Origin of the sequence: Pantoea sp. Pa-EAmG, from assembly GCF_030024295.1 — a bacterium.
GTDB classification, from domain to species: Bacteria; Pseudomonadota; Gammaproteobacteria; order Enterobacterales; family Enterobacteriaceae; genus Pantoea; species Pantoea dispersa.
Genome location: NZ_JASEWO010000334.1, coordinates 1 through 1,785 on the forward strand (window position 1 = coordinate 1; position 1,785 = coordinate 1,785).

Annotated in this window: 1 protein-coding gene and 1 pseudogene; both read right to left on the reverse strand. The window is 49.6% G+C overall.

The genetic code is table 11. The features are described 5' to 3' along the window. A pseudogene (locus tag QMM04_RS22375) lies at window positions 1-121 on the reverse strand (polysaccharide export protein Wza); the annotation flags it as partial. Window positions 122-419: 298 nt separating this feature from the next. Further along, window positions 420-1,785: undecaprenyl-phosphate galactose phosphotransferase WbaP (wbaP, locus tag QMM04_RS22380; RefSeq protein ID WP_282997092.1), on the reverse strand; the 1,366-nt coding region annotated here is incomplete at its 5' end.

The window sequence follows — 1,785 nt, forward strand, 5'->3', positions numbered from 1 at the left end:
AGTTGCTATCCTGTTGCTCAATGACATCTTTTCCGCTAGTGGAAAGGTGCGAACCTGGTTCAATGGTGCACCCGGCGAGAAAAGTTGCGGATACCAGTAAAGGTATCAATTTAATTTTCATTATCATCTGATTCTTCGCTATCAGTTAATGATTGATAGAGGCGAAAACGCCGCTGTGTAGCGTCTTATAAAAAAATAAAACTGACGGGTTAAACACTGAAACTGTGGGTCATTATCATGCGCTCCCTTGGTTTTATGTTGTCACCGTGCCCTGAGACGACATCAATTAAAGTCGGTGATTACCCTGCCGGCAAAGCACCGACTCTATTCAGGCTCGATAATGGCAGTTGTCAGTTAAGGCACTCCCAGCACCGGCATTTCAGACGGGGATAATGATTTCGTCCCCTGCCCTTCTACTCTCAATAAGCGCCATCGCGTTTCAGTACGACACCCACTGTCTTAAACAGGATCGCGATGTCATTCCACAGCGACCAGTTTTTGACATACCACGAATCGAAATAGACGCGCGTTTCATAGTCAACGTCGTTACGACCGCTAACCTGCCACAATCCCGTCATGCCGGGTTTCGCCATCAGGTAATAATCAACATCACCGGCATAACGACAGAGTTCGTCTTCAATCACTGGACGTGGGCCCACCAGGCTCATGTCGCCGCGTACCACATTCCACAGCTGCGGCAGTTCATCCAGACTGGTTTTACGGATGAAGTGGCCAACTTTGGTAATACGCGGGTCATTCTTCAGTTTGAAATCTTTATCCCACTCGGCGCGAGCGACCGGATCGGTGCGCAGGACTTCCTCCAGCACCTCTTTCGAGTTGATCACCATCGAACGGAATTTAAGGCATTTGAATTTACGTCCGTTCAGGCCGACACGTTCATGACCGTAAATCGGTGGGCCGCCATCGCGTCCAACCATAAAGCCGAGGACCAGCAGCGCCGGTGACAGCGCAATAATGATGCCGAGTGCGCCGACGATGTCGAAAGCACGTTTCAGGAAGCGCGAAGTGCGTTTCGCCAGATTATTGTTCACGCGCAGAATCATCACTTCATGGCTGAAGATGTAGGCCATGTCGGTACCGTAAAGGGGCACGCCGCGCAGAGTTGGAATCACTGAGACTGAACGGCAGTTATGCATTGCCAGCATTTTCAGCCAGTTGTCACGATGTTGGCTCTGTTCAAACTCCACAGCCACGATGAACTGGGTTTCGCTGTGCGTCAGCTGCCACAGCTCATGTTCATTGTGCAGCACCGGTACGCCAGAGATGCTGGCCTGCGGGCAACTGCCATCAACATCGAAGAACGCAATGACATCAAACCCCATCACCTCTTCGCTCTGCAGCGCCTGCCAGGCTTCTTCAGCATTACGGCTACTGCCGATGATGATGGTTTGTTTTTTCCACATACCGAAGTGATTCAGTACGCGTTTAGAGATGGCGCGCGCCAGCGGAATTAATATCAACGCCAGAATCCAGGTGGTCACCCAGACAAAGCGCGACATCTGCCATTGCGATAATGCTGAAATTGACAAATCGATGACAGAGAAAATAAGAATGGTACGAAATATCTCTTTCAGCTCAAACCAGAATGGCTTGCGATAGGTGTAATGACGCAGGCGAACCCAGAACCAGCCTACGCAAATAATCGATAAACAAACGTGGGTGGCGATTTTTAAGTGCAGGTATTTTTCAGATATATCTGCCAGTGGAGAATCTGTGAACGAATTAATCACCGCCAGAGCAATAAACAATGCCGCGTTGAAACAA